1 protein-coding gene is annotated in these 254 nt (G+C 70.1%); it reads left to right on the top strand.

The features are described from left to right. A partial coding sequence (locus tag ACZ2IA_RS23130; protein ID WP_470294924.1) for an ATP-binding cassette domain-containing protein occupies nt 1–254 on the top strand: 254 nt, incomplete at both ends.

The following is a 254-nucleotide window of genomic DNA, read 5'->3' as shown; positions in this document are numbered from 1 at the left end:
CCGGGGCCATCGTCGTCGATGGTGTCGACTTCGCCGTCCGACCGGGAGAGGTGCTCGCGATCGCGGGTGTCCAGGGCAACGGCCAGACCGAGCTCGTGGAGGCCATCGTCGGCCTCGCCGCCCGCGTCGAAGGCAGCATCGAGCTCGACGGCAACGAGCTGGTCGGCAAGAGCGTGCGCGCGATCCTCGACGCCGGAGTCGGCTTCGTGCCGGAAGACCGCACGGAAGACGGTCTGGTGGCCGGTTTCTCCGTC

The organism is Crenobacter sp. CS_VA4 (assembly GCF_055597485.1).
The sequence above is the reverse complement of the archived record's forward strand: the minus strand, read 5'-3'. Positions and strand labels throughout refer to the sequence as shown.